The following is a 26,061-nucleotide window of genomic DNA, read 5'->3' on the forward strand; positions in this document are numbered from 1 at the left end:
GGGATCAGTAGGAGGGGTTGTCACCGATCATGATGGTCTGGCCATCGGTGATGTTCTCTTCCTCGAACAGGCGCCAGTTCTGGCTGCCTTCCTGGCCGAGCAGTTCGACGAAGCGGCGACCACTGACTTGATCGACCATCTGCCCATGGTACTGGCTGTCGGCATTGGGTTGCAGGATCACGCGGCGGTCGCGCTCCGGCTGGGTTGGCGAGATCAGGTTGAGGACGATCTGCTGCGGTCTGCTGTTGCCCTCAAGCGACAGGGTCGCGACACCGGTGGTGTTGTCCAGTACCAGCTCACCATGCAGTTGCAGACGCTCGGCCAGCTTTTCGCGTTCCAGCGACTGGTTGATGCCCTTGCCGACGTCGTAGTAGTCGTCGGAGATCAGCCCTGGCGGGTTCTTGGTGGCGATGGTCAGCAGGGTCAGGCCCTGCACCACGGAGTAGCCCAGCAGGAACAGGATGAACCAGGGCCAGAACTGCTTGTACCAGGGTTTGACGGGCGATTGGGTTTGCTCGGTCATGCGTTTTCCGTTGTCAGCGGACGCTTGGGCCGATGAAGCGGCTGTCGGCGTCGTTCTTGATACTGGGGTCATCCGCGGATTGTACGTGGAAGACGATGTTGTTGGCGCTCGACGGCAGCTTCTCCGGTGCGATGGACAGCTCTACCGGGAAGGAATACACCTCGCCCGCTAGGGCACGCACTTCGCGCTTGCCTTCGTAGACCAGACCATCGAGGCCGTCGGCGCTGATCACGTAGGTCATGTCGCGCTGCGACTTGTTCATGATCTTCAGGGTGTAGACGTTCTCGATGTGGCCGCGCTCGTTCTCGCGGAACAGTACGCGGTCCTTGAGCACGTCCAGCTCCACCAGCGGGCGATTGGCCACGGCCCAGGCGAACAGGCCGATCATGGCGACCAGCGCGACAGCGTACCCGATCAGGCGCGGGCGCAGCAGGTGGGTCTGGCGGCCAGACAGGTTGTGTTCAGTGGTGTAGCTGATCAGCCCTTTGGGGTAGTTCATCTTGTCCATGATGTCGTCGCAGGCGTCGATACACGCGGCGCAGCCGATGCACTCGATCTGCAGGCCATCACGGATGTCGATGCCAGTGGGGCAGACCTGCACGCACATCTTGCAGTCGATGCAGTCGCCCAGGCCCTGCGCCTTGTAGTCGGCGTCCTTCTTGCGCGGCCCGCGCGATTCGCCGCGGCGCGGATCATAGGAGACGATCAGGGTGTCCTGGTCGAACATCACGCTCTGGAAGCGCGCATAGGGGCACATGTAGATGCATACCTGCTCACGCAGGTAGCCGGCGTTGCCGTAGGTGGCGAGGGTGAAGAAACCGATCCAGAAATAGGCCCAGCCGCTGGCTTCACCGGTAAAGATCTCGATCACCAGGTCACGGATCGGCGTGAAGTAGCCAACGAAGGTGATCGCGGTCAGCAGTGACACGCCCACCCAGATGCCATGCTTGGCCAGCTTGCGCCCGAATTTCTTGCCGCTCATGGGCTGCTTGTCCAGCTTCATGCGCTGGTTGCGGTCACCTTCGGTGATTTTTTCCGCCCACATGAATACCCAGGTGAACACGCTTTGCGGGCAGGTGTAGCCGCACCAGACGCGGCCGGCGAACACGGTGATGAAGAACAGGCCGAAGGCGCAGATGATCAGTAGCCAGGACAGCAGCATGAAGTCCTGCGGCCAGTAAGTGGCGCTGAAAATGTGGAACTTGCGTTCGGGGAGGTTCCACCAGACCGCTTGGCGGCCGTTCCAGCTCAGCCACACCGTGCCGAAGAAGAGTATGAAAAGGAGGGCGCCGCCAGCGACTCGCAGGTTGCGAAACAGGCCGGTGAACGCGCGGGTGTAGATCTTCTCGCGGCTGGCGTAGAGATCGACGCTGGCATTCTTGGCGGGAGGAGGGGTGACGTCCTGGACGGGAATCTGTTCGCTCATCAGTGCATACCACGGCGGTTGGTTGGCAGCCCGGGCCGATGCGTGTCGGTCAGGGTCAGTTCACGATCACTATATGGTACGCCTGAAAGACAACGCCCGGGTGCGACCAGCAGTCGCGACCCGGGCGTTCATTGACCCTTGTCAAAAGAGTCGCTTTGCGCTTACTGCTCTTCGGCCTTGTGCGACAGGCTGTACACATAGGCAGCCAGCAGGTGCACCTTGTCGTTGCCGAGGAATTCTTCCTGGGCCGGCATCTTGCCGTGACGACCGTAACGGATGCTCTGCTGCAGTTGTGCGTAGCTGCTGCCGTAGATGAACGCTGCCGGGTTGGTCAGGTTCGGTGCACCCATGGCCGCGGTACCCTTGCCGTCAGCACCGTGGCAGGCGAAACAGGTACCGGCGAAGACCTTCTGACCTGCTTCGATATCGGCTTCCACGCCTTCTGGCAGCTCACGACCGGCCAGTTGAGTCAGGACGTAGGCGGCAACGTTGCGCACGCCGTCTTCGCCGATGGCCGGACCTTGAGCCGGCATGGCGCCTTCACGACCCTTGAGAATGGTGGTCTTGATGGTTACCGGCTCGCCGCCCCAGCGCCACTCGTTGTCGGTCAGATTGGGGAAGCCGTAGCTGCCTTTGGCATCGGAGCCGTGGCAGACCGAGCAGTTGGAGGCGAACAGACGACCACCCATTTTCAGGGCTTGCTGGTCCTTGGCCACTTCCTCGATCGGCATGGCGGCGTATTTGGCGAACAGCGGGCCGTACTGCTCATCGGCGCGCGCCATTTCCTTTTCCCACTGGTGTACGCCGGTCCAGCCAGCGTGACGCATGGAGCCGTCAGCGATTTGTACGCCAGCAGCAAAAGGCGTCTGCTTTTCGTTGTCGACGTAGTCGTAGCCAGGCAGCAGGCCTTTGAAGTTGCCCAGCCCCGGGTACAGGGCGAGGTAACCGAGGGCGAAGACGATGGTGGCGACGAACAGCATGAACCACCACTTCGGCAGCGGGTTGTCATACTCCTCGATGCCGTCGAAGCTGTGCCCGACGGTTTCCTCGGTAGTCTCCTGGCGCTGGCCCTTGCGGGTGCCGAAGATCAGCCAGGTCAGGGCGAAGATGGTGCCCAGAGACAGAATGGTTACGTACCAACTCCAGAACGTGGTCATTGGTTATTGCTCCTGGAAGAGTCCTGATCGCGCTTGGACTCGGGCTTGGGATCGTCGGCGAAGGGCAGGTTGGCAGCTTCGTCGAAGCTGGACTTGCGCTTGCTGCTGTAAGCCCAGAGCACCACGCCGATGAAGGCGATGAACACCACCGCCGTGCCGATGCCGCGAATCATCCCGATGTCCATAGCGTCTTACCGTTTGTTCTTGATGGAAGTGCCGAGAACCTGCATGTACGCGATCAGCGCGTCCATTTCGGTCTTGCCTTTCACTGCGTCACGGGCACCGGCGACATCTTCGTCGGTGTAGGGGATGCCGAAGCCCCGCATGACTTCCATCTTCTTGGTGGTGTCGCGACCGTCGAGCTTGTTCTCCACCAGCCATGGGTAGGCGGGCATCTTCGATTCAGGCACTACGTTGCGTGGGTTGTACAGGTGGGCGCGATGCCACTCGTCCGAGTAACGACCGCCTACACGAGCCAGATCTGGGCCGCGACGGTTGGAGCCCCACAGAAAGGGATGATCCCAGACGCTCTCGCCGGCTACCGAGTAGTGGCCGTAGCGCTCGGTTTCAGCGCGAAATGGGCGAATCATCTGTGTGTGGCAGCCGACGCAGCCCTCACGGATGTAGATGTCGCGGCCTTCCAGTTGCAGCGCTGTATAAGGCTTGAGGCCTTCTACCGGTTCGTTGGTGACGTCCTGGAAGAACAGCGGGACGATCTGTGTCAGGCCGCCGATGCTGACGGCAATCACCATCAGCAGCGCCATCAGGCCGATATTCTTCTCGATGATTTCGTGTTTCATCAGTGAGCTACTCCGGCGGGAATCTGCGCAGCCGCTTCGTACTCGGCCGGTTTGGCGGCGCGCACGGTGCGGAAGGTGTTGTAGGCCATCAGCAGCATGCCGGTTACGAAGAAGGCACCGCCGATCATGCGTACGACAAAGCCGGGATGACTTGCTTCCAGCGCTTCGACGAAGGAGTAGGTGAGGGTGCCGTCTTCGTTGACTGCGCGCCACATCAGGCCCTGGGTGATGCCATTGACCCACATCGAGGCGATGTACAGCACGGTACCGATGGTCGCCAGCCAGAAGTGGGTGTTGATCAGGCCGATGCTGTGCATCTGCTCGCGGCCGAACACCTTCGGAATCAGGTGATACAGCGAGCCGATGGAGATCATCGCTACCCAGCCGAGGGCGCCGGCATGAACGTGGCCGATGGTCCAGTCGGTGTAGTGGGACAGGGCGTTGACGGTCTTGATCGCCATCATCGGACCTTCGAAGGTCGACATGCCGTAGAACGCCAGCGATACCACCAAGAAACGCAGGATCGGGTCAGTGCGCAGTTTGTGCCAGGCACCGGACAGGCTCATCATGCCGTTGATCATGCCGCCCCAACTCGGAGCCAGCAGGATGACCGACATGGCCATGCCCAGGGACTGCGCCCAGTCAGGCAGGGCGGTGTAGTGCAGGTGGTGCGGACCGGCCCAGATGTACAGGGTGATCAGCGCCCAGAAGTGCACGATGGACAGGCGATACGAGTAGATCGGACGCTCGGCCTGCTTGGGTACGAAGTAGTACATCATCCCCAGGAAGCCGGTGGTCAGGAAGAAGCCCACGGCGTTGTGGCCGTACCACCACTGGATCATCGCGTCGGTCGCGCCGGCATAAGCCGAGTACGACTTGAACAGGCTAACCGGCATGGCGGCGCTGTTGACGATGTGCAGCATGGCGGTCACGAGGATGAACGCACCAAAGAACCAGTTGCCCACATAGATGTGCTTGGTCTTGCGCTTGGCGACCGTGCCGAAGAACACCACGGCATAGATGATCCAGACGATGCCCAGGAGGATATCGATCGGCCACTCAAGCTCGGCGTATTCTTTGGTGCTGGTGTAGCCCATCGGCAGGGTGATCACCGCGAGCACGATGACCGCTTGCCAGCCCCAGAAGGTGAAGGCAGCCAGACCGTCGGAAATCAGGCGCGTTTGGCAGGTGCGCTGGACCACGTAGTACGAGGTCGCGAACAGTGCGCATCCGCCGAAGGCGAAGATCACCGCGTTGGTATGAAGCGGGCGCAGACGGCCGAAGCTGGTCCACGGCAGGCCAAGGTTGAGTTCCGGCCACACGAGTTGTGCGGCGATGAACACGCCTAGACCCATCCCAATGACCCCCCAGATCACCGTCATAATGGCGAACTGGCGGACCACCTTATAGTTATAAGCAGTCTGACTGATTGCTGTGCTCATGCTAGGGGTTCCACGGTTAATGGATTTTTATGGGGCAAAAATCGGCGGCAAGTATGGAGAAAGCAGGTAGCCATTGCAACGCAGCATGCCGACACGAACTGGGTTCCAGAGGCTTTAACGGGCCTTGCGAGAGGAACCCGAAAACGCTCTGCGAGCTTTTGGCGCAGTAAGTTTGCGCAGCGCTAAGAAAGGATCGCCTTAGAGTTGTGACAGATGGCGACTGAAAGCCAGCTTAGCCCAGATCAAGGAAATTGCAGGGCTATTGGTCGGTGGGTGCGACACTGAGTCGCACAGGTGTGAGGAGGGGCCGGCGACCGCGGTTCGGTCGCCGGTAATGCAGGGGGGGTTACTTGTTTTCGCCCTGGCTCAGCTTGAGCACATAGGCGGCCAGCAGGTGGGCCTTGTCATTGCCGAGGAAGTCGCCCTGAGCTGGCATCTTGCCGCTGCGTCCGTAGCGAATCGTCTGCTGCAGTTGGGCGAAGCTGCTGCCGTAGATGAACGCGCTGGGTTGAGTCAGGTTCGGTGCGCCCATCGCCGGCATGCCGGTGCCGGCCGGGGTGTGGCAGGCGGAGCAGACGGTGGCGAAGATCTGCTTGCCGGCGGCGACGTCGGCCTGGGCGTCGTCTGGCAGTTCACGGCCACCGAGTTCGGTGAGGACGTAGGCAGCGACGTTGCGTACGCCATCTTCGCCGATCACCGGGCCCTGTGCCGGCATCATGCCCATACGGCCATGCATGATGGTGGTCTTGATGGTTTCCGGCTCGCCGCCCCAGCGCCAACTGCTATCGGCCAGGTTGGGGAAGCCGTAACTGCCCTTGGCATCGGAGCCGTGGCAAACCGCGCAGTTGGAGGCGAACAGGCGACCGCCCATTTTCAACGCGCGCTCGTCCTTGGCCACTTCTTCGATGGGCATGGCGGCATATTTGGCGAAGATCGGCCCGTATTGCTCATCGGCACGGTTCATCTCGCGCTGCCACTGGGTGACCTGGGTCCAACCGTCCTCATAGCCCGGCAGCAGGCCCTTGAAGTTGCCCAGGCCGGGATACAGCAGCAGGTAGCCCACGGAGAACACCAGGGTGCCGAGGAACAGCATGAACCACCACTTCGGCAGTGGGTTGTCATATTCCTCGATGCCATCGAAGGCATGGCCCATGGTCTGTTCGGTCGGGCTCTTGTGCACCTCGCTCTTGCGAGTGGCGAAGATCAGCCAGAACAGGGCGACCATGGTGCCGAGGGTCAGCAGGGTGATGTACCAACTCCAGAAGGTGGTCATGCTTGGGTCCTCGAAACGGCGGGCTTGGGCTCATCGGCGAAGGGCAGGTTGGCGGCTTCGGCGAAAGCGTCGCGGCGTTTGCCGCTGTAGGCCCAGAGGGTGACGGCGGTGAAGGCGATCAGGACCAGCGCGGTGCCTAGGCCGCGCAGGGTACCGATATCGATAAGCTCGAACATGGCACTCACCTCTTGTTCTTCACGGCGGTGCCAAGCACCTGCAGGTAGGCGACCAGAGCATCCATCTCGCTCTTGCCCTTGACCGCGTCGCTGGCCCCGGCGATATCGTCGTCGCTGTAGGGCACGCCCAATGTGCGCAGTGCGCTCATCTTCTTGGCGGTGTCCTTGCCGTCGAGGGCGTGCTCCACCAGCCAGGGGTAGGCGGGCATGATCGACTCCGGCACGACGTTGCGCGGGTTGTACAGGTGAGCGCGATGCCACTCGTCCGAGTAGCGACCGCCGACGCGAGCCAGATCCGGGCCGGTACGCTTGGAACCCCACAGGAAGGGGTGATCCCAGACGCTTTCTCCAGCGACGGAGTAGTGGCCGTAGCGCTCGGTTTCGGCGCGGAACGGACGGATCATCTGCGAGTGGCAGCCGACGCAGCCTTCGCGGATGTAGATGTCGCGGCCTTCCAGTTGCAGCGCGTTGTAAGGCTTGAGGCCATCGACCGGCTCGTTGGTGACGTCCTGGAAGAACAGCGGGACGATCTGAGTCAGACCGCCGATGCTGACCGCCAGGATCATCACCAGGGCCATCAGACCGATGTTCTTCTCGAGAATCTCGTGTTTCATCAGTGGGCTCCTTCTACCGAGAACTGCGCAGCGGCTTCCATCTCGGTGGATTTCGCGCTGCGTACGGTCAGCCAGACGTTCCAGGCCATCAGCAGCATGCCGGCGAAGAAGATGGCGCCGCCGATCACCCGCACCACGAAGCCGACATGGCTGGCTTCCAGCGCTTCGACAAAGGAGTAGGTGAGGGTGCCGTCTTCGTTGACTGCGCGCCACATCAGGCCCTGGGTGATGCCGTTGACCCACATCGAGGCGATGTAGAGCACGGTACCGATGGTGGCCAGCCAGAAGTGGCCGTTGATCAGGCCGATGCTGTGCATCTGCTCACGACCGAACACCTTCGGAATCAGGTGATACAGCGAGCCGATGGACACCATGGCGACCCAGCCGAGGGCGCCGGCATGCACGTGGCCGATGGTCCAGTCGGTATAGTGGGACAGGGCGTTGACGGTCTTGATGGCCATCATCGGACCTTCGAAGGTCGACATGCCGTAGAAGGCCAGGGACACCACCAGAAAGCGCAGAATCGGGTCGGTACGCAGTTTGTGCCAGGCACCGGAGAGGGTCATCATGCCGTTGATCATGCCGCCCCAGCTCGGGGCCAGAAGGATCAGCGACATCACCATGCCGAGGCTCTGTGCCCAGTCCGGCAACGCGGTGTAATGCAGGTGGTGCGGGCCGGCCCAGATGTATACCGCGATCAGCGCCCAGAAGTGGACGATGGAGAGGCGGTAGGAGTAGACCGGGCGACCGGCCTGTTTGGGCACGAAGTAATACATCATCCCCAGGAAGCCCGCGGTGAGGAAGAAGCCCACGGCGTTATGGCCGTACCACCACTGGATCATCGCATCGGTGGCGCCAGCATACAGCGAGTAGGACTTGGTCAGGGTGACCGGAATCTCCAGGTTGTTGACCACGTGCAGGATGGCCACGGTGAGGATGAACCCGCCGAAGAACCAGTTGCCGACATAGATGTGGCTGACCTTGCGCTGCATCACCGTGCCGAAGAAGACGATGGCGTAGGACACCCATACGATGGTGATCAGGATGTCGATCGGCCATTCCAGTTCGGCGTATTCCTTGGAGCTGGTCCAGCCCAGGGGCAGGGTGATGGCTGCAAGCAGGATCACCAGTTGCCAACCCCAGAAGGTGAAGGCCGCCAGTTTCGGTGCGAACAGCGTGGTCTGGCTGGTGCGTTGCACCGCGTAGTAACTGGTGGCGAACAAGGCGCAGCCACCAAAGGCGAAGATCACCGCATTGGTATGCAGCGGGCGCAGGCGGCCGAAGCTGGTCCACGGTAGGTTGAAGTTGAGTTCGGGCCAGGCCAGCTGGGCAGCGATGAATACGCCGAGTCCCATGCCGACGATGCCCCAAACCACCGTCATAATGGCGAACTGGCGAACCACCCTGTAGTTGTAGGCGGAACGGGTTGTTGTGTTCATGTCTGGGCTTCCATCCACGGTTATGGCAGAGCGGCCGATAACCGTGGTGGCCGCAGGCATGAGCAAGCCACGGACACCACGGATATCGACGCGAGGCAAGCATGAGCAAAGGGCCATCTGGATTTATTGACGCTGATCAATGCGAGCAGGAACTGCCCTGGCAGTGGGACGAACCGCCGCAGGCGGCATCGAGCACGCTGATCCTCGCGCACGGGGCCGGCGCGCCGATGGACAGCCCGTTCATGCAGACCATGGCGCTGGGCCTGGCAGAGCGGGGCGTGCGTGTGGTGCGTTTCGAGTTCGCCTACATGGCGCAGCGGCGGGTGGACGGACGTAAACGACCGCCCAATCCGCAGGCGCAACTGCTGCAGCAATGGCGTGATGTGCATGCACAGGTGCGCCATCGGGTCACAGGGCCCGTGGCCATCGGCGGCAAGTCCATGGGCGGGCGCATGGCCAGCTTGCTGGCTGACGAATTGGAGGCTTCCGCTCTGGTTTGCCTCGGCTATCCCTTCTATGCCGCCGGCAAGCCCGAGAAGCCGCGCGTCGCCCATCTCGCCGAACTGCGCACGCCAACGCTGATCATCCAGGGCGAACGCGACGCACTGGGCAATCGCGAAGCCGTTGCCGGCTATGAGTTGTCAGCGGCCATCGAGCTGCACTGGCTGCAGGCTGCCGACCATGACCTCAAGCCGTTGAAGGCGTCCGGCTTCAGCCATGAGCAGCACCTCGCCACTGCAGCGGCACAGATCGTGGCGTTTCTTGGGCGCATGAAACACTGATCCGAGCTCGGCCGCGTGCTCGTATTCGGACACTTTTTCCTCGCACGGCCGCTGTAAAAGCGGTTGCGCTTGACCGCCTGGTCACGCAATGTGACAGCTGAGTGTCCGGGCCCGTTTCAGTGCGGGCATTGCAGGCTTTTTACCTGCATGGGTAAGCGGATGGCTGCCCTGCACAGCACGCTGTGCCACGCAATGGGGCGGTACGTCATGACGGAAACATCGTATTGCACTGTAATGGTGCGCAATGTTTTTGGTTGATAGGTAGGTTTTTGATTTTAAAGGATTAATTGTGCTGGCTCGGGCCTTGCAGAGGATGCTGCAAGTCCGGGTGACAAGGAGTACGGCATGGCCCGCACCTTTTATGACGAGATGTACGACGCGAGCGGCGCTGTCCGCCCGCATTACCGCGAATTTGCCCGCTGGTTGGCAGAGACGCCGGACGATCTGCTGGCTCAGCGCCGACGAGAAGCCGACCTGTTGTTCCACCGCGCCGGTATCACCTTCACCCTCTACGGGGATGACCAGGGCACCGAGCGACTGATCCCCTTCGACATCATCCCGCGCGCCATCCCCGCTAGCGAATGGCGTATCGTCGAACGCGGCTGCATCCAGCGAGTGCAGGCGCTCAACCTGTTCCTCGCCGACCTTTACCACGACCAGCGCATCATCAAGGCGGGGATCATCCCGGCCGAGCAGGTGCTGGCCAACGAGGGTTACCAGATGGCCATGCAGGGCCTCGACCTGCATCGCGACATCTACGCACACATCGCCGGGGTCGACCTTGTGCGTGACGGCGACGGCAGCTATTACGTGCTGGAAGACAACCTGCGCACGCCCAGCGGTGTGAGCTACATGCTCGAAGACCGCAAGATGATGATGCGTTTGTTCCCCGAGCTGTTCGCTGCGCAACGCGTGGCGCCGGTGGACCACTACCCGAACCTGCTGCTCGATGCGCTGAAGAGCTCCAGCCCGCTGGACAACCCCACGGTCGTGGTATTGACCCCCGGGCGCTTCAACAGCGCCTACTTCGAACACGCGTTCCTCGCCCGTGAAATGGGCGTGGAGCTGGTGGAAGGCGCTGACCTGTTCGTCCGTGACGACAAGGTCTACATGCGCACTACCGCCGGTGCGCGACAGGTGGACGTGATCTATCGCCGCCTTGACGACGCCTTCCTCGATCCGTTGGCTTTCAACCCCGACTCGATGCTCGGTGTCGCAGGGCTGCTCTCGGCCTATCGCTCACGCAACGTGGTGCTGGCCAACGCCATCGGCACTGGCGTGGCCGACGACAAGTCGGTCTACCCCTACGTCGGTGACATGATCCGCTTCTATCTGGACGAGGAGCCGATCCTCAAGAACGTGCCAACCTGGCAGTGTCGCAAACCGGAAGAACTGTCCCACGTGTTGGCCAATCTGTCCGAGCTGGTGGTCAAGGAAACCCAGGGCTCCGGCGGCTACGGCATGCTGGTCGGCCCGGCGGCGAGCAAGGCCGAGATCGAGAACTTCCGCGCGCGCCTGATCGCCAAGCCGGAGGCTTACATCGCTCAGCCGACGCTGTGCTTGTCGACCTGCCCGACCTTCGTCGAGCGCGGCATCGCACCGCGCCATATCGACCTGCGTCCGTTCGTTCTGACCGGTCGCGAAACCCGCCTGGTGCCTGGCGGTCTGACGCGTGTGGCACTGCGCGAAGGCTCGCTGGTGGTCAATTCGTCGCAAGGCGGCGGGACCAAGGACACCTGGGTGGTGGAGGACTGAATATGCTTTCGAGAACCGCCGCCGATCTGTACTGGATGTCGCGCTACCTGGAGCGTGCCGAGAACCTGGCACGCATGCTCGACGTCAGCTATTCGCTGTCGCTGATGCCGCAGGACGGCCGTGGTGATGGCCTCGATGAACTGGCCATGCCGCTGCTGATCACCGGCACCCTGGATGATTATCTGGAGCGCCACGGCCCCCTGCATGCCGAGCGCATGCTGTATTTCTTCGCCCTCGATGCGAGCAACCCGGGCAGCATCTACTGCTGCCTGCAGGCTGCGCGCAGCAATGCCCATGCGGTACGCGGGCGGATCACCGCGGACATGTGGGAGAACATCAACGCCACCTGGCTGGAAATGCGCGGCATCGCCGAACAGGGCCTGGGCCGTTACGGCATCAGCCGTTTCTGCGAGTGGGTCAAGGAGCGTTCGCACCTGTTTCGTGGCGCGACCTTCGGCACCATTATGCGCGGCGAGGCCTATCGCTTCATCCGCCTCGGCACCTTCATCGAGCGTGCCGACAACACCCTGCGCCTGCTCGACGCGCGCTACGAAATGCTCGGTGAGGAGATCGACGAGCTGGAGGAGCGCACCGCGCGCAGCTACTACCAGTGGAGCGCACTGTTGCGTGCGCTGTCCTCGTTCGAGGCATTCGCGGAGATCTACCGGGGCTCGCCTCGTACGCGCAAGGTCGCGGAGTTGCTGCTGCTGCGCCCGGAAGTGCCGCGTTCGCTGCGCGCCTGCATGGAAGAACTCAATCTGATGCTCGCCGGCCTGCCCGGCGAGAACGGTCGCCCGGCACAGCGTCTGGCCGCCGAGCTGGGTGCTCGCCTGCGTTACACCAGCATCGACGAAGTGCTGGATGAAGGCCTGCACGCCTGGCTCACCGACTTCATCCTGCTGGTGCGCCAGTTGGGCAACACCATCCATACGTCCTATCTGGAGGTCGCATGAGACTCTCGATCAGCCATGACACCACCTACCGTTACGATGATCAGGTGCGCGCGAGCATCCAGTACCTGCGCCTGACCCCGCACGACAGCGAGCGCCAGCAGGTGCTCAGCTGGCAACTCGACCTGCCGCGCCCGGTGCATGCCCAGCTCGACCCTTATGGCAACATCCTGCACGTGCTGACCCTGGATGAGCCGCACGAGTCCATCGTCATCGGCGCCCGTGGCCAGGTCGATATCGACGAAACCTGCGAGGCCGAGCACGAGCGCCAGTCAGCGCTGCCGTTTCTGCGCTTCACACGCCTGACCCAGGCTGACGATGCCATCCGCGAGTTCGCCAGGCAGCAGAGCAGGGCCCGCACGGATCGGACCGGGCTGATCGACCTGATGCATGCGCTCAACGCCCATATCGCCTACCAGCCTGGCGCCACCGAAGTGGACACCAGCGCTGCCGAGGCATTCGCCGGTCGGCGTGGCGTCTGTCAGGATCACACCCATGCCTTTCTCGCCTGCGCGCGCAGCCTGGGTGTGCCGGCGCGCTATGTATCGGGTTACCTCTATACCGATGACGCCGAGCACCTGGCCAGTCATGCCTGGGCCGAAGCCTGGCTGGGTGACGCCTGGTACAGCTTCGATGTGACCAACTGCCTGGCGCGCCCGGAGCGACATCTGAAGCTGGCAGTCGGCCTGGATTACCTCGATGCCTGCCCGGTACGTGGCATGCGCCGCGGTGGCGGTTGCGAGCAAATGCATGCGCAGGTGCAGGTGGCGCCACTGCTGCAGGTGCGTCAGCAGTGATGCGCCAATAGGCACTCGTGACATAGGGGCGCCGCGCGCCCCAGACTGACGGCCTTCCGTGGGGTGCGCCATGCGCACCTCGGTTTACCCCGCCAAAATCCCGGTGCGCACGGCGCACCCTTCCCTAATCGTTCTACGGGCTCGTGTCGCTCTTGCGCTGGGCCATGTGCCGCAGGTAGGCGATCAAGCGCTGCAGTTCGGCAGGTGGCAGTACCTGCTCGCTGAAGCCGGGCATACGCCCCTGCGGCCAGCGCCGCAAGCTCTGTGGGTCGCGGATGTAGCGCTGTAGAAAATCGCCTGTGAAATATTCGGTCGGGTTGTGCGGAATGTTCAGGTCCGGGCCGAACTCGGAATCACCCGCGCCATTGAGGCGATGACAGGCCATGCAGTTCTTCTGGTAGACGGCGAAACCGGCCTGCACCTCAGCATTGGCATCCGTCGCCGGGAGCAGGGCAGGGAAGCGCTGTTCGACAGCGGCCAGCTGACGAATCCGGGCGACCTGAAAGGGCCACTGCTCGGGGCCGATCTGGCTGGCAGAAGGATCGGTCCAGACCAGGTAGAAAGGTCCTGCGCTGGGTTTGCCCTGTGCCAGCGGCGGCCAGGGATGCTCGGGATCTTCGATGGCCAGCCAGGCTTTTGCTCCTTCCCTGGCCAACAGAATCGAGGCTGGCAGTTCTGCGGCAAAACCGTCGAGCGCCACGGCCTGGAGATGGTCGCCGGGCTCGATACCCTCCAGCAGCGCACTGACCGGCACGGCGCTGTAGTGCATGGTGCGCTTGTAGCTGACGTCATCGATGATCTCGATATCGCGAGCTTGCGGGTGCTCGAGCAGTTCGCTGCTGCTCCAGGCGCGTCGGCCATCGTTGAGTTGCACCTCGAACTCGGCCGCCTGGGCCACGCCGCTCAGGATGACCAAAGTCAGCAGCAGGGCAGCTCTCATTCGCGATGCTCCAGCAGTGGTCGTAGTTCGTCATAGGCACCGGCATTGATCACCTGGCTATAGCCCATTTCCTCGAGGCTTTGCTGGGCGATGGCGGAGCGGCGACCGCTGCGGCAGTAGAGCACCAGGGGGCGATCTTTGTCCGGGGCGACACTGGCGATCTGGGCGGCGATATCTTCATGGCCGATACGGATGGCGCCGGGCAGTGCACCTTCTGCGAACTCTTCGGCGCTACGCACGTCGATCAGCAGGCTGTCGCTGCGCTGCAAGGCGGAGATGGCGGCGGCCTGATCGATTTCACCGGCATGGGCAGTGAGCAGAGCGAACAGGCTGGTGAGCAGGAGAATCAGGCGCATGGCAGACCCCAGAGCGGATTGATAGGACCCGGCATCATTGCCCGAGCCTTTTGTGCAGTCTAGGATGCCTCGCTCGACGTGACGGGGGTAGTAGATGTTAGCCGAGTTGTTCGCCGTTCTGGCTCCGGTACTGATTGCGGCAGGCATCGGCTACGGCTGGGTGCGCAGCGGTCACCAGTACCCCACTGATTTCATCGCGCGCCTGGTGCTAAATGTCGGTACGCCTTGCCTGGTGCTGTCTACCCTGAGCCGAGCCGAACTGGATGTGGGGGCCTTCTCGCAGATGGCCCTGGCCTGCGTGCTGGTGACCTCATGCATGGGGCTGGTCGGCTGGCTGCTGAGTCGCCTGTTCGGCCTGGACTGGAAAGTGCTGGTACCGGCCTACCTGTTCCCGAACTCGGGCAACATGGGCCTGCCCATGGCCCTGTTCGCCTTCGGTGAGCCTGGCCTGGCATTGGCGGTGGCGTTTTTCCTGGTGCTGTCGGTGGGGCATTTCAGCATCGGCATGCTGCTCTCCGGAGCCGCGGCTTCAGTCAAGGGACTGTTGTTAAACCCGATAATGATCAGCCTGGCGCTGGTGTTGCCAGTACTGTTTCTCGATGTTGAATTGCCGCGCTGGCTGGCCAATACCGTCGACCTGTTGGGCGGCATGACCATCCCGCTGATGCTGATCACGCTGGGTGTGTCACTGGCCAGTATCCGCGTGCAGCACCTGGGTAACGGCCTGGTGCTGGGGTTGCTGCGCATTCTTTGTGGCGCGGCGCTGGGCTGGATCATCGGCTGGGCAATCGACTTGCAGCCCTTGGCGCACGCGGTGCTGGTGCTGCAATCGTCGATGCCAGTGGCGGTGTTCAATTACCTGTTCGCGGTGCGCGCAGGCCGTTCACCTGAGCAAGTCGCGAGTCTGGTGCTGTGCTCGACACTGCTGGCCTTCGTGCTGATTCCACTGCTGCTGGCGTGGTGGATACCCGCACTGCGCTGAGCGCGCTACGGCGTCTGCGCAGTTGCGGGGACAGTGGGGATCAACTGACCAGACGGGTCAGATTGGGAAGGATCAGGATGACCGCTGTGGCGAAAAGGATGACGCCAGCCTGGCGGTATTTCGGCTGTTTGAACATGGCCGTATGCCTTTTGTTGTTATGGGTGGCGTTGGATGCCTGTGGTACTGCCTGACAGGTCGCTGCGTCACGCCTGGGCGTTGTTCTGACTCACCGCCCCGGCATGACCCGGCGGCGGCTCCCTGCGCCGCTTTGTGCAAGGGCGCATGTGTAACTCTAGGGTTGGTGTCACAACTTCCTTAGATGACTTGGTTTCTAGCCGAGGCCTGTTAAAACGTTCGAGCTATGTGCGCCTTCGCAGGACATGCCGCAGGCCTTGAGACAGAGCGCTTGCTTGCTGAGGCCACTGCCAACCCGGCAACCGACCGTTCGTCTGAGCTCAGTGGTCAATAGCGCTGAGCGCTTCGGTCATTGAGCCATCGCGTCTCGGCGCTATGGTAAGCAGGCTCAATAAGAACAGGTGTGGCCGGAACGTGATGTTCCGCCAGCGCCGTAATAGTCTCCGAGGACGCCATGACCGAAGCATATATTTTCGACGCGGTGCGCACGCCCCGTGGCAAGGGCAAGAAGGACGGCGCGCTTTACAGCGTCAAGCCTGTTCAACTGGTTGCCGGCCTGCTGAACGCCCTGCAAGTGCGCAATGATCTGGACACCAGTCAGGTGGATGACATCGTCCTCGGTTGCGTGACGCCGGTGGGCGATCAGGGTGCCGATATCGCCAAGACCGCTGCCATGGTCGCGGACTGGGACGTCAGCGTGGCAGGTGTGCAGCTCAATCGCTTCTGTGCGTCTGGGTTGGAGGCGGTGAACCTGGGGGCGATGAAGGTGCGCTCCGGCTTCGAGGATCTGGTGGTGGTCGGTGGCGTGGAGTCCATGTCGCGCATTCCCATGGGTTCCGACGGCGGTGCCTGGGTGATGGACCCGGAAACCAACATCCACAGCAATTTCGTGCCGCAGGGTATCGGCGCCGACCTGATCGCCACCCTGGAAGGCTTCAGTCGCGCCGATGTCGACGCCTTCGCCCTGCGTTCGCAGCAGAAGGCAGCGCGTGCCAGCAGCAATGGGTCGTTCGCCAAGTCGCTGGTGCCGGTCGCCGATCAGAACGGCATCGTGCTGCTCGACCATGACGAGTTCATTCGTGGCGATTCGACTCTGGAAGGCCTCGGCAAGCTCAAGCCGAGCTTCGAGATGATGGGGCAGATGGGCTTCGACTCCACCGCGCTGCGCGTCTACAGCCATGTCGAGCGTATCGAGCACGTGCACACGCCCGGCAACAGCTCGGGCATCGTCGATGGTGCGGCGCTGATGCTGATCGGCTCCGAGGCCAAGGGAAAGGAGCTGGGCCTGAAGCCACGCGCGCGCATCGTCGCGGCGGCGGTGACCAGCACTGACCCGACCATCATGCTCACCGGCCCAGCACCGGCCACGCGCAAGGCGCTGGCCAAGGCGGGGCTGTCCATCGACGACATCGACCTGTTCGAGGTCAATGAGGCCTTCGCCTCGGTGGTGATGAAGTTCATGAAGGACATGGGCGTGAGCGAGGACAAGGTCAACGTCAATGGTGGCTCCATCGCCATGGGCCATCCGCTCGGCGCCACTGGTTGCGCCATTCTCGGCACGCTGCTCGACGAGCTGGAGAAGCGCCAGCTGCGCTACGGCCTGGCCACATTGTGCGTCGGCGGCGGCATGGGTATCGCCACCATCATCGAACGAGTCTGACCGGTAGGGCGGGTGAAACCCGCCATTCGTATGTTGGCGGGTTGCACCCGCCCTACGCAGCTCTCGCAGTTTTGGGAAGAGAATATAAAAATGACTGACGCCATCCGTTACGAAAAAGGTCAGGACAATATCGTCGTCCTGACCATGGACATGCCCGGCCAGAGCGCCAACACCATGAGCGCGGTATACCGCGAAGCCATGGGCCAGATCGTCGAACGCCTGGAAGCGGAAAAGGATTCGATCGCGGGGGTGATCGTTACCTCGGCGAAGAAGACCTTCTTCGCCGGCGGTGACCTCAACGAGCTGATCAAGGTCACCAAGGCCGATGCTCAGGGTTTCTACGAGATGATCCTGAAGATCAAGGGTCAGCTGCGCCGCCTGGAAACCCTCGGTAAGCCGGTGGTTGCTGCCATCAACGGTGCGGCGCTGGGCGGCGGCTGGGAAATCGCCCTGGCCTGTCACCACCGCATCGCCCTTAATGAGAGCCACGTGCAGCTCGGTCTACCGGAAGTCACCCTGGGTCTGCTGCCAGGCGGTGGCGGGGTGGTGCGTATGGTGTGCCTGCTCGGTCTGGAAAAGGCGTTGCCGTATCTGGCCGAAGGCAAGAAGGTGCGCCCGGACGCGGCGCTCAAGGCCGGTTTGATTCATGACCTGGCCAATGATCGCGACGAGATGCTGAGCAAGGCCCGCGCCTGGATCGTCGCCAATCCGTCCGCAAAGCAGCCGTGGGACGTGCAGGGCTACAAGATTCCCGGCGGCACGCCCAGCTCGCCCAACGTGGCGCAGATGCTGGCCATCGCCCCGAGCGTATTGCGCGACAAGACCAAGGGCTGCTTCCCGGCGCCGGAGAAGATCATGTGCGCGGCTGTCGAGGGTGCGCAGGTCGACTTCGACACTGCGCAGATCATCGAAGCGCGCTACTTCACCGAGCTGACCACCGGCCAGGTGGCGAAGAACATGATTGGTACCTTCTGGTTCCAGTTGAACGAGATAAACGCCGGCGGCTCACGCCCACAGGGCTATCCGAAAACCCAGACGAAAAAAGTCGGCGTGCTCGGTGCCGGCATGATGGGCGCCGGCATCGCCTATGTGTCGGCGGCGGCCGGTATCGAGGTGGTGCTCAAGGACGTGTCCGTCGAGGCGGCGGAGAAGGGCAAGAGCTATTCGGCCAAGCTGCTCGACAAGAAAGTCGCCAAGGGCCACATGACGGCCGAGCAGCGTGAGGCTTTCCTGGCGCTGATCAAGGCTACCGATAGCGAGGCGGATTTCGCCGGTTGCGACCTGATCATCGAAGCCGTATTCGAGGATCGTGCGCTCAAGGGCAAGGTCACCGCGGCAGCCGAAGCTGCTGCGCTGAGCGATGCGGTGATCGCCTCCAACACCTCGACGCTGCCGATCACCGGCCTGGCGGCTGCCGTGGCCAAACCGGAGAAATTCATCGGCCTGCACTTCTTCAGCCCGGTGGACAAGATGCCGCTGGTGGAAATCATCCGCGGTGAGCAGACCAGCGATGAAACGCTGGCGCGCGGCTTCGACTACGTCATGCAGATCAAGAAGACGCCCATCGTGGTCAACGACAGCCGCGGCTTCTTTACCTCGCGGGTGTTCGGCACCTTCACCAACGAAGGCCTGGCCATGCTTGGCGAAGGCGTCAGCGCTGCGATGATCGAGAACGAGGCGCGCAAGGCCGGCATGCCGGTCGGCCCGCTGGCGATCAGCGACGAAGTGTCGATGAGTCTGATGAACCACATCCGTCAGCAGACCATTAAGGATCTGGCGGCCGAGGGCAAATCCATCCCGGAACACCCGGCCTTTGCGGTCATCGACCTCATGCTCAACGAGTACAAGCGTCCGGGCAAAGCGGCGGGCATGGGCTTTTACGACTACCTAGTAGGAGGCAAGAAGCACCTGTGGCCCGAGCTCAAGGCACGTTTCGAGAAGGCCGATGCGCAGATCTCGCAGGAGGACGTGCGTGACCGCATCCTGTTCATCCAGGCCATCGAGACGGTGCGCTGTGTGGAGGAGGGTGTACTGAAATCGGTGGCCGATGCCAACATCGGCTCGATCTTCGGTATCGGCTTCGCCGCCTGGACCGGCGGTGCGCTGCAGTTCATCAACCAGTACGGGGTGAAGGACTTCGTCGCGCGTGCGCAGTACCTGGCCGAGCAGTACGGCGAGCGCTTCCTGCCTCCAGCCCTGTTGCTGGAAAAGGCCGCCAAGGGCGAGACGTTCTGAGCCTCCCTTGTAGGGTGTCGCGGGGCCGCCCAGGCCATGCGCACCGCTTAAGCGGAGTGTCCCCGGTGCGCACGGCGCCCCCTACGGATGCAGAAACGGCCCGAAAGGGCCGTTTCAGTCAATCTTCCAACTGGTCGCGAATCACTGCACCGCTCTTGCCGTCGATACGAAATTCGTGAAGACGGCCATCCTGTTTCAGGCCTTCGCCTTCCCAGTAACCGTCATTGTCGGCTTCGATCTTGTGTAGCTCCGTGTAGCCAGCTGCACGTGCTTTGCTCAGAGCCTCGTCGATGCTGATCCAGTCGCTGCCGGGGCGATCTGCTAGAGCGTTGCCGGCAAGCAGCAGGCTGCCGGCGAACAGGGTGATCAGATTGCGTGTTTGCATGGGGCCAGTTCCTCCTTCCGTGAATGTCACGAGGAGTCTAGACCATCGCTTTCTCACGCCGCCTGGCACCAGCCCTGACGGATGCACACGGCCTCGTGGATCGCCAGCATCTCGCTATGACGAGTTGGCATGCGCAGGGTCAACATGCTGCCATCATCGAGTTGCAGGGCGGCTTCGGTTTCGAACTGCAGGCTGCCATCTTGCAGGTGGGCGTAGGTGACGCCGTAGGCGTCCAGGCTGAGTTGGCTGTGCATGGCGGCTCTCCTCTCTCCTGGGTTGTGTCAGCTCGAACGAACGTCGCGGGCTGCGGCGGCAGCCTGCTCGGCGCGAACCGGTGCGACGGTCTGGAAGGCGGAAGCGGCGGCGAAGCTGGCGAGTGCGGCGTAGATGCTCATGATCGATTGCCTTCTGTGCGATGGGGCGACTGCCCGATGTGGCGATATTCGCTGCGGGCGTGCAATCACAGAAGTGAATGGCGTGCATGGTAGCTATCGAAGCGGCTGATGAAGCGTCGCCACGCACTGGCAGGGTAAAGTTTCGTCAATTTTAATTGACGACCGTTCGTGGCATTGCACAGCGCCGATAATCGCGGATCTGCTTGAAAATCAAGGTTGGCTATTTATTTGTGCGAATTCATATGTTAAGAAAAACGCACAAATTACCCGCCCGCGTGTTCACCACAGGAAACCTCATGCCACTGCGTATCTGTATTCTGGAAACTGACATCCTCCGCCCCGAACTGGTCGACCAGTATCAGGGCTATGGCCGCATGTTCGAGCAGTTGTTCGCTCAGCAGCCGGTTGCGGCGGAGTTCAGTGTCTACAACGTGGTGGATGGCCATTACCCGCCCGATAGCGAGAAATTCGATGCCTATCTGGTGACGGGCAGCAAGGCGGATTCTTTCGGCAGCGATCCCTGGATTCAGACCCTCAAGGAGTATCTGCTCGAGCGCTACAAGCGCGGCGACAAGCTGCTGGGCATCTGTTTTGGTCACCAGCTGCTGGCCTTGCTGCTCGGTGGGAAAGCCGAGCGCGCGGAGCAGGGCTGGGGCGTAGGGGTGCACAGCTATCGCCTGGAGAACAAACCCGAGTGGATGAGCCCGTCGCTGGACGAACTGCAGTTGCTGATCAGCCACCAGGACCAAGTCACTCGCCTGCCGGAAAAGGCCACGCTGCTGGCTTCCAGCGACTTCTGCCCGATCGGTGCCTACCACATCGAAGATCAGGTGTTGTGCTTCCAGGGACACCCGGAATTCGTCCACGATTACTCGCGGGCGCTGCTTGAGCTACGTCAGCAGCATCTTGGCGAGCAGATCTATCAGCAGGGCGTGGATAGCCTCAAACACTCGCAGCAGGGCAGTGCTGTGGCGGAGTGGATGATGCGTTTTGTCGCTCAGGGCAAGCAAGCCAAGGCCTGAGTCTGATATCGAGACATGAAAAAGCCCGGTCAGCCGGGCTTTTTCATGCCTGCTGAGTGAGCACGAAGTAAGGCGAGAGCCGTTCGCTTCTGCTCGGTGGCGGGCTGCTGCGCTGCCGCTTGAGGCTTTCGGCCAGGTCCAGGTGATGAGCCAGTTTGTGGCTGCATTCGATGTTGCGCGCCACGGCACCAGCCGAACCTTTGCCGATGCCAGTGAGGGCCAGCAAGGTGGTCAGCAGCGACAGGCTGGCGAGCACCAGCAGGCGGGTGCGGTAATTTTTGATCATGGCCGTTCACTCAACCTTACGAGCGCGCGCCGAGCAGGGCGGGCAGATGAGCGATCAGGCTCTGTAGTGGGCCTGCTTGTGCAAAGGTCGGAGTGCTTGGCTGGACGGCGGCGTAACTCACGACCAGCACCGTCGAGGTACTGATCAGGTACAGGCCGATGGCAGCGAGAGCGCCGTTGCGGGCAGCTTGAGAGAGGCGGGACATGTTCTGTGCTCCAGGTCAGGAGTTGGCGTGGGCACAGAATCGCCTAAGTCATTTCGATTGAATAATGGATGCGCGGCAGAGTAACTATCGATAGGTTTGATGACTGGCGCGAGCTACCTGCTCGCGATGGCGCCTCGCGTCAGGCCTCATGCCGAGGCCAGTTCCTTGTCCATGCTGCTGATGCATTCGCTCATGGCTTGTTGGCAACGTTCGATCAGCGCGGGCATGTCATCCAGACTCAGGCCGGCAGTGGGGATGGCCGGCAGCGAACGAATCATGATGCGGCCGCTGTTCCAGCGGTTCAGACGCATGGATTGGCTGTAGTTGCTCACGCACACCGGGATGATCGGTACGCCGGCCGCGATTGCCATCTGAAATGCCCCCTTCTTGAATGGCAACAGACCGCGGCCGAGGTTGCGCGTACCTTCCGGGAATACCCAGATCGAGGTGTCGCGATTGCGCAGGGTTTCGGTGGTGGTGAGCATCGCGCGCTTGGCGGCGACGGCATTGCTGCGATCAATCAGCACGTTGCCGGCCAGCCAGTAGAGCTGACCGAAGAATGGCACCCATTTGAGACTCTTCTTGCCGATGCTCACGGTACGTTTCGGTACCACGCGGCCAAGCACGTAAAGATCGAAGTTGGACTGGTGGTTGGCGATGATCACGCAGGAGCGCTGATGCTCCAGCAGCGGGCGTACATCGGTCTTGAGCTTCAGGCTCAGCAGGCGCAGGGCGGGTAGCGAATAGAGGCGTGCGCACAGGCGGCTGTTATCAGGGTTGAAAGGACGGCACAGACCGAGCAGCAGACCGAGCAAGCCGGCCAGGATGAAATGCACGCCCATCAACAGCATGCGCAAAACGAAGAGCATTGGGGAGAACCGTCAGGGAAGGGGCGCGCAGTGTACGGGCGTTCACTCTGCCGGGCAATTGCTCGAAACCACCGCTTGGCGTACGTAACGTCCTGAATTGTCGCAGAACTTGTCGATTTCCATGCCCATGTAGAAAGGGCGCCTCACGGCGCCCTTCAATGCTTAGTCGGTTTCTGCCTTGGCCGGCTTGCCTGGCAGCAAACCGTCGGCGCGAAACATCGCCTTGATGCCGCGCAGCGCCTGACGACTGCGGTCCTGGTTCTCGATCAGGGCGAAGCGTACATGGTCGTCGCCATAGTCGCCAAAACCCAGGCCCGGCGAGACGCAGACCTTGGCCTCGGCCAGCAGCTTCTTGGCGAACTCCAGCGAGCCCAGGTGCGCGTAGGCGTCGGGGATCTTGGCCCAGATGTACATCGAGGCCTTGGGCTTCTCAACCATCCAGCCGATCTCGTGCAGGCCCTTGACCAGCAGGTTGCGGCGTTGCCGGTACTGTTCGGCGATATCGCGCACGCATTGCTGATCGCCTTCCAGGGCAGCGATGGCCGCGACCTGCAGCGGGGTGAAGGTGCCGTAATCGTGGTAGCTCTTGATCCGCGCCAGGGCGCTGACCAGCTCGGGGTTACCGACCATGAAACCGATGCGCCAGCCGGCCATGTTGTAGCTCTTGGACAGGGTGAAGAACTCCACCGCGATGTCCTTGGCGCCCGGCACCTGCATGATCGACGGGGCTTTCCAGCCGTCGTAGACGATGTCGGCGTAGGCCAGGTCGTGAATCACCAGCACGTCGTACTGCTTGGCCAGGGTCACCACGCGCTCGAAGAAGTCCAGCTCCACGCACTGCGCGGTGGGGTTGGAGGGAAAGCCGAGAATCATCATCTTCGGCTTGGGGATCGACTCGCGAATGGCGCGTTCCAGCTCGGCGAAGAAGTCTACGCCCGGCACCAGCGGCACGGAGCGCACCTGGGCACCGGCGATCACTGCGCCGTAGATATGGATCGGGTAGCTGGGGTTGGGCACCAGCACGGTGTCGCCATGATCCAGGGTGGCCAGCATCAGGTGTGCCAGGCCTTCCTTGGAGCCGATGGTGACGATGGCTTCGCTTTCCGGATCGATCTCCACGTCGTAGCGGTCCTTGTACCAGCGCGAGATGGCGCGGCGCAGGCGCGGAATACCGCGGGAAGTGGAGTAGCCATGGGTGTCTTCACGCTGGGCGACCTGCACCAGTTTCTCGACGATGTGCGGCGGCGTCGCACCGTCGGGGTTGCCCATGGAAAAGTCGATGATGTCCTCGCCGCGACGGCGTGCAGCCATCTTCAGTTCGGCGGTGATGTTGAAGACGTAGGGGGGCAGACGATCGATGCGCGCAAAGCGACGCTTGGCGTTATCAGCCATGATTTCCTCGAAGTACGTAAGCGCCCGGAACCGTCCGAGCGACGTTGGCCACTGCTGCAGCCTGCGGCGAAGATACGCGCGCCGCCGTCTCGCTGTCCAGTACAGCCAGCGAGCGGCGTAGCGCAACAGTCAACTACCGAGCATGTCGTGCATGGCGATGATCTGTTCGGCCACCTGGATCAGCTTCTGCTGGCGACTCATCGCCTGGCGGCGCATCAGGGTATAGGCCTCTTCCTCGTTGCAGCTCTTCATCTTCATCAGCAGGCCCTTGGCCAGTTCCACACGTTTGCGTTCGGCCAACTGGGCATCGCGCGCCTGGAGCTGAGCGCGTAGTGCCTGGTCGCTCTCGAAGCGGGCCATGGCGACGTCGAGGATCGGTTGCAGGCGCTGGGCGTGAATGCCCTCGACGATATAGGCGCTGACGCCGCTCTGGATCGCCTGGCGCATCACGCCGGGGTCGTGCTCGTCGGTGAACATCACGATCGGCCGTGGCTGATCGCGGCTGACCAGTACCACCTGCTCCATCACGTCGCGGCCGGGGGATTCGGTGTCGATCAGGATGACGTCAGGGCGTACCGCCTCGACCCGCTCAGGTAGGTCGATGGTCAGGCCGGATTCGTCGATCACCTCGAAACCCGCTTCGATCAGGGCGCATTTCAGGCGACCGACTTTCTTCGGGGTGTCGTTGATCAGAAGGATACGCAGCATCGGATGCTCTCCCGGCAATTACAGGGCGACAGCCGGGCTATCGGCCAGGGCATGGAGGCGGAAGCTGCGCGCGTAGGCGGCCGGGTCGCTGCCGTCCCAGCACGTGCCGTCCTGCAGGATGGAGCTACGCATTTCCCCCGGCACCGGTATGCCCAGCGTCGACGCGGCCTCGCGGTACAGTGCAAGTTGTTGGACCTGGCGGGCCACCCCCAGGTAGTCGGGATCGCTACGCAACAGGCCCCAGCGGCGGAACTGAGTCATGAACCACATGGCGTCGGACAGATAGGGATGGTTGACCAGCCCGCCGGCATGAAAGCGCAGCGGATGCTCGTCCTGCCAGGCATGGCCGAGGCCGTCCTGATAGTGGCCGAGAAAACGCGGGGTGATCGCCGAAACCGGTGCGTTGACGTAGTCGCTACCGCTGAGCAGCAGGGCGGTGCTGCGTTTGTTTTCTTCGCTCTCGTCGATGAAGCGTGCCGCGTCTAGCACCGCCATGATCAGGGCGCGAGCGGTATTGGGGTTCTGCTCGGCGAAGGCGCGGGTACAGCCCAGCACCTTTTCCGGGTGATCCGGCCAGATCGCCTGAATGGTGGTGACGGTGCAGCCGAGCTGTTCATCGACGGCCTTGGCGGTCCAGGGTTCGCCAACGCAGAAACCATCGATGCGCTTGGCCTCCAGGTGCTCGACCATCTGCGGCGGCGGCACCACCACGCTGTCGACGTCGCGCAGTGGATGAATGCCCTGGCTGGCCAGCCAGTAGTAAAGCCACATCGCGTGGGTGCCGGTGGGAAAGGTCTGGGCGAAGGTTAGGCGTGCTTCATGCTGGTGCACGTATTGGCGCAGTGCTTCGCCGCTGGTCACGCCAGCGGCTTGCAGGGTGTGCGACAGGTTGATGCTCTGGCCGTTCTGGTTCAGCCCCATGAGCACGGCCATGTCGGTGGCCGCGGCGCCGCCAAGGCCCAGCTGCACGCCATAGATCAGCCCATACAGGCTGTGGGCGGCGTCCAGCTCGCCGCTGAGCAGGCGGTCGCGCGAGCTGGCCCAGGAGGTCTGACGTTGCAGTCTGAGGCTCAGCCCGTACTTCTCGGCAAAGCCCTGAGTCGCGGCGACGATCACCGAAGCCGAATCGCTCAGCGCCATGAAGCCGATGTTCAGCATGCTCTTCTCCGGGGCGTCGCTACCCCAGGCCCAGGCCAGGGCATCGTCGCGCGGGGTGTCGTGTTCGCTCATGCTGCTTCCTTACCTTCACGCAAAAAGACGTTGATTCATGGGCGGCTGCCCATAAAAAACGTCGTACCAGATCCAGGCGCGAGAGATCCGGGATTCGATACGACGCCGTTGTCGATCAAGCCATTCC

The 26,061-nt window shown here is 62.2% G+C and carries 29 protein-coding genes; 8 read left to right on the plus strand and 21 right to left on the minus strand.

What is annotated here, in order from left to right; genetic code table 11:
- Positions 1–4: 4 nt before the first annotated feature.
- The 10 genes from AAEQ75_RS18040 to ccoN (AAEQ75_RS18085) all read right to left on the minus strand — a co-directional run bounded on the left by AAEQ75_RS18040 (position 5) and on the right by ccoN (AAEQ75_RS18085) (position 8,850).
- Positions 5–523, minus strand: a complete 519-nt coding sequence (locus AAEQ75_RS18040) for a FixH family protein (protein WP_343350002.1) — start codon at positions 521–523, stop codon at positions 5–7.
- Between the two features lie 13 nt (positions 524–536).
- Positions 537–1,949 (minus strand): cytochrome c oxidase accessory protein CcoG, encoded by a 1,413-nt coding sequence (ccoG, locus tag AAEQ75_RS18045; protein ID WP_343350003.1) that lies wholly within the window; start codon positions 1,947–1,949, stop codon positions 537–539.
- A 161-nt stretch (positions 1,950–2,110) separates the two neighbouring features.
- A complete protein-coding gene (ccoP, locus tag AAEQ75_RS18050) occupies positions 2,111–3,106 on the minus strand; it encodes a cytochrome-c oxidase, cbb3-type subunit III (RefSeq protein ID WP_343350005.1) in 996 nt (331 codons plus the stop codon).
- Positions 3,103–3,291, minus strand: a complete 189-nt coding sequence (locus tag AAEQ75_RS18055) for a CcoQ/FixQ family Cbb3-type cytochrome c oxidase assembly chaperone (protein WP_017677205.1) — start codon at positions 3,289–3,291, stop codon at positions 3,103–3,105. The genes ccoP (AAEQ75_RS18050) and AAEQ75_RS18055 overlap by 4 nt, the downstream gene beginning before the upstream one ends.
- Positions 3,292–3,297: 6 nt before the next feature.
- A complete protein-coding gene (gene ccoO, locus AAEQ75_RS18060) occupies positions 3,298–3,906 on the minus strand; it encodes a cytochrome-c oxidase, cbb3-type subunit II (RefSeq protein ID WP_343350008.1) in 609 nt (202 codons plus the stop codon).
- On the minus strand, positions 3,906–5,348 hold the full coding sequence (ccoN, locus tag AAEQ75_RS18065; RefSeq protein ID WP_143506354.1) for a cytochrome-c oxidase, cbb3-type subunit I: 1,443 nt from the start codon (positions 5,346–5,348) through the stop codon (positions 3,906–3,908). The genes ccoO (AAEQ75_RS18060) and ccoN (AAEQ75_RS18065) overlap by 1 nt, the downstream gene beginning before the upstream one ends.
- Before the next feature lie 346 nt (positions 5,349–5,694).
- Positions 5,695–6,621, minus strand: a complete 927-nt coding sequence (gene ccoP / locus AAEQ75_RS18070; RefSeq protein WP_343350010.1) for a cytochrome-c oxidase, cbb3-type subunit III — start codon at positions 6,619–6,621, stop codon at positions 5,695–5,697.
- Entirely contained in the window at positions 6,618–6,797 is a 180-nt protein-coding gene (locus AAEQ75_RS18075) for a CcoQ/FixQ family Cbb3-type cytochrome c oxidase assembly chaperone (RefSeq protein ID WP_017677201.1), read from the minus strand. The genes ccoP (AAEQ75_RS18070) and AAEQ75_RS18075 overlap by 4 nt, the downstream gene beginning before the upstream one ends.
- 5 nt (positions 6,798–6,802) lie before the next feature.
- Positions 6,803–7,411: a cytochrome-c oxidase, cbb3-type subunit II gene (gene ccoO / locus AAEQ75_RS18080; RefSeq protein ID WP_099523687.1), complete on the minus strand. Its 609-nt coding sequence runs from the start codon at positions 7,409–7,411 to the stop codon at positions 6,803–6,805.
- Positions 7,411–8,850 carry a cytochrome-c oxidase, cbb3-type subunit I gene (gene ccoN, locus AAEQ75_RS18085; RefSeq protein WP_099523689.1) on the minus strand — a complete coding sequence of 480 codons (1,440 nt, stop codon included), beginning with the start codon at positions 8,848–8,850 and terminating at the stop codon, positions 7,411–7,413. Before ccoN (AAEQ75_RS18085) ends, ccoO (AAEQ75_RS18080) begins: the two co-directional genes overlap by 1 nt.
- A gap of 101 nt (positions 8,851–8,951) precedes the next feature.
- Here ccoN (AAEQ75_RS18085) and AAEQ75_RS18090 point away from each other — a divergent pair, with 101 nt between their 5' ends.
- From AAEQ75_RS18090 to AAEQ75_RS18105, 4 genes are all read left to right on the plus strand, one after another.
- Complete coding sequence (locus tag AAEQ75_RS18090; RefSeq protein ID WP_343350011.1) at positions 8,952–9,632, plus strand: alpha/beta family hydrolase; 681 nt, start codon at positions 8,952–8,954, stop codon at positions 9,630–9,632.
- 345 nt (positions 9,633–9,977) lie between these two features.
- On the plus strand, positions 9,978–11,387 hold the full coding sequence (locus AAEQ75_RS18095) for a circularly permuted type 2 ATP-grasp protein (RefSeq protein ID WP_143506356.1): 1,410 nt from the start codon (positions 9,978–9,980) through the stop codon (positions 11,385–11,387).
- A 2-nt stretch (positions 11,388–11,389) separates the two neighbouring features.
- On the plus strand, positions 11,390–12,340 hold the full coding sequence (locus AAEQ75_RS18100; protein ID WP_264145248.1) for an alpha-E domain-containing protein: 951 nt from the start codon (positions 11,390–11,392) through the stop codon (positions 12,338–12,340).
- Positions 12,337–13,134 carry a transglutaminase family protein gene (locus AAEQ75_RS18105; protein WP_264145247.1) on the plus strand — a complete coding sequence of 266 codons (798 nt, stop codon included), beginning with the start codon at positions 12,337–12,339 and terminating at the stop codon, positions 13,132–13,134. Before AAEQ75_RS18100 ends, AAEQ75_RS18105 begins: the two co-directional genes overlap by 4 nt.
- A 133-nt stretch (positions 13,135–13,267) precedes the next feature.
- Here AAEQ75_RS18105 and AAEQ75_RS18110 read toward each other — a convergent pair whose 3' ends face one another.
- Together AAEQ75_RS18110 and AAEQ75_RS18115 are read right to left on the minus strand one after the other, a co-directional pair.
- Positions 13,268–14,074, minus strand: coding sequence for a c-type cytochrome (locus AAEQ75_RS18110; protein ID WP_343350013.1), 807 nt, complete (start codon positions 14,072–14,074; stop codon positions 13,268–13,270).
- Positions 14,071–14,430: a rhodanese-like domain-containing protein gene (locus AAEQ75_RS18115; protein WP_084340762.1), complete on the minus strand. Its 360-nt coding sequence runs from the start codon at positions 14,428–14,430 to the stop codon at positions 14,071–14,073. Before AAEQ75_RS18115 ends, AAEQ75_RS18110 begins: the two co-directional genes overlap by 4 nt.
- 94 nt (positions 14,431–14,524) lie before the next feature.
- Between AAEQ75_RS18115 and AAEQ75_RS18120 the strand changes: the two genes are divergently transcribed.
- The 3 genes from AAEQ75_RS18120 (at position 14,525) to AAEQ75_RS18130 (ending at position 19,442) form a co-directional block, all read left to right on the plus strand.
- Complete coding sequence (locus AAEQ75_RS18120; RefSeq protein ID WP_179576409.1) at positions 14,525–15,412, plus strand: AEC family transporter; 888 nt, start codon at positions 14,525–14,527, stop codon at positions 15,410–15,412.
- A gap of 589 nt (positions 15,413–16,001) precedes the next feature.
- Positions 16,002–17,207 carry an acetyl-CoA C-acetyltransferase gene (locus AAEQ75_RS18125; RefSeq protein ID WP_343350015.1) on the plus strand — a complete coding sequence of 402 codons (1,206 nt, stop codon included), beginning with the start codon at positions 16,002–16,004 and terminating at the stop codon, positions 17,205–17,207.
- Positions 17,208–17,297: 90 nt separating this feature from the next.
- Complete coding sequence (locus AAEQ75_RS18130) at positions 17,298–19,442, plus strand: 3-hydroxyacyl-CoA dehydrogenase NAD-binding domain-containing protein (RefSeq protein WP_343350016.1); 2,145 nt, start codon at positions 17,298–17,300, stop codon at positions 19,440–19,442.
- A 118-nt stretch (positions 19,443–19,560) separates the two neighbouring features.
- On the opposite strand, the gene AAEQ75_RS18135 is transcribed toward AAEQ75_RS18130, so the two are convergent.
- From AAEQ75_RS18135 to AAEQ75_RS18145, 3 genes are read right to left on the minus strand one after another with little or no spacing between them, the layout of a single operon-like run.
- On the minus strand, positions 19,561–19,827 hold the full coding sequence (locus AAEQ75_RS18135) for a PepSY domain-containing protein (protein WP_343350017.1): 267 nt from the start codon (positions 19,825–19,827) through the stop codon (positions 19,561–19,563).
- A gap of 53 nt (positions 19,828–19,880) precedes the next feature.
- Entirely contained in the window at positions 19,881–20,081 is a 201-nt protein-coding gene (gene ptrC / locus AAEQ75_RS18140) for a type III secretion system co-regulatory protein PtrC (protein WP_003461392.1), read from the minus strand.
- Positions 20,082–20,108: 27 nt separating this feature from the next.
- Complete coding sequence (locus AAEQ75_RS18145) at positions 20,109–20,222, minus strand: PA2485 family small membrane protein (protein WP_277425813.1); 114 nt, start codon at positions 20,220–20,222, stop codon at positions 20,109–20,111.
- 296 nt (positions 20,223–20,518) lie between these two features.
- On the opposite strand from AAEQ75_RS18145, the gene AAEQ75_RS18150 reads away from it, so the two are divergent.
- Positions 20,519–21,244, plus strand: coding sequence for an amidotransferase (locus tag AAEQ75_RS18150; RefSeq protein WP_343350018.1), 726 nt, complete (start codon positions 20,519–20,521; stop codon positions 21,242–21,244).
- A 43-nt stretch (positions 21,245–21,287) separates the two neighbouring features.
- Here the strand turns inward: AAEQ75_RS18150 and AAEQ75_RS18155 are convergent, their stop codons facing one another.
- From AAEQ75_RS18155 to AAEQ75_RS18180, 6 genes are all read right to left on the minus strand, one after another.
- Complete coding sequence (locus AAEQ75_RS18155) at positions 21,288–21,530, minus strand: hypothetical protein (RefSeq protein ID WP_343350019.1); 243 nt, start codon at positions 21,528–21,530, stop codon at positions 21,288–21,290.
- A 16-nt stretch (positions 21,531–21,546) separates the two neighbouring features.
- Positions 21,547–21,735: a hypothetical protein gene (locus AAEQ75_RS18160; protein WP_343350020.1), complete on the minus strand. Its 189-nt coding sequence runs from the start codon at positions 21,733–21,735 to the stop codon at positions 21,547–21,549.
- A gap of 146 nt (positions 21,736–21,881) precedes the next feature.
- Entirely contained in the window at positions 21,882–22,604 is a 723-nt protein-coding gene (locus tag AAEQ75_RS18165) for a 1-acylglycerol-3-phosphate O-acyltransferase (RefSeq protein WP_343350021.1), read from the minus strand.
- A 162-nt stretch (positions 22,605–22,766) separates the two neighbouring features.
- The gene (alaC, locus tag AAEQ75_RS18170) at positions 22,767–23,996 is read right to left on the minus strand and encodes an alanine transaminase (RefSeq protein ID WP_343350022.1); all 1,230 of its coding nucleotides are present in this window, start codon (positions 23,994–23,996) and stop codon (positions 22,767–22,769) included.
- Positions 23,997–24,125: 129 nt separating this feature from the next.
- Positions 24,126–24,704 (minus strand): ANTAR domain-containing response regulator, encoded by a 579-nt coding sequence (locus AAEQ75_RS18175; RefSeq protein ID WP_147810931.1) that lies wholly within the window; start codon positions 24,702–24,704, stop codon positions 24,126–24,128.
- Between the two features lie 18 nt (positions 24,705–24,722).
- A complete protein-coding gene (locus tag AAEQ75_RS18180; protein WP_343350023.1) occupies positions 24,723–25,934 on the minus strand; it encodes a CmpA/NrtA family ABC transporter substrate-binding protein in 1,212 nt (403 codons plus the stop codon).
- Between the last annotated feature and the right edge of the window lie 127 nt (positions 25,935–26,061).

Source organism: Pseudomonas sediminis, from assembly GCF_039555755.1.
Taxonomy (GTDB): Bacteria; Pseudomonadota; Gammaproteobacteria; order Pseudomonadales; family Pseudomonadaceae; genus Aquipseudomonas; species Aquipseudomonas mendocina_D.